Genomic DNA, 641 nt, shown 5'->3' with positions numbered 1-641 from the left:
ACCGCACCCATCCGGCCAACCCTCTCTCACCCACCGCACCCATCCGGCGGCGGCGCGGAATAAGACGTAAGCGGCGAGTGAGACGACCGCGGCTCCCACAACAAGGGGCGTCCGGTTGCCAGTGCTTCCTTGGCCTTGTTCCTTTTCGGCACGTGCATGATTCCCGCGATGAAGAGGAACACCCCGCCCGCTAAATCCCGCGGGAAGCGCCCAACCAGGCACCAGCGCGAGAAGACCCGCGAGTCCCATGCTGACGTTGGCCATGCCGAGTTCGCGTGTGAGTTGCGTTTCCTGGGCGGTCGGGATGGCCGCACCTACGATCGCTGCGGTGAGCCCCTTTGCCGGCCAGTTGGGCTACGCACGCGACCAGTAATCGTGAGCCGACACCCCAAAACACCCACCACTTGCCGAACACCAGCACGGGGTCGCCGCCGATGACGGTCAGCTCAAGCACAGCAGCGACGATGGGCAGCACCACCGTCTGCGCGATGACCACAATGAGGTACCCCCTGGGATCTAGCCCCTTTGAGTTCCGCCCGAAAGCCCCAAAATATCCACGCCGTCAATAACAGGCGACTACCCGAGGTGAGAGAGGATCGGCCAAAAACCGACGAACGGTGAGAGAGGATCACCCAAAAACC

It is taken from the genome of Arthrobacter sp. cf158 (assembly GCF_900106835.1).
In the GTDB taxonomy this organism is placed as follows: domain Bacteria; phylum Actinomycetota; class Actinomycetes; order Actinomycetales; family Micrococcaceae; genus Arthrobacter.
This window is presented reverse-complemented; position numbering follows the sequence as displayed.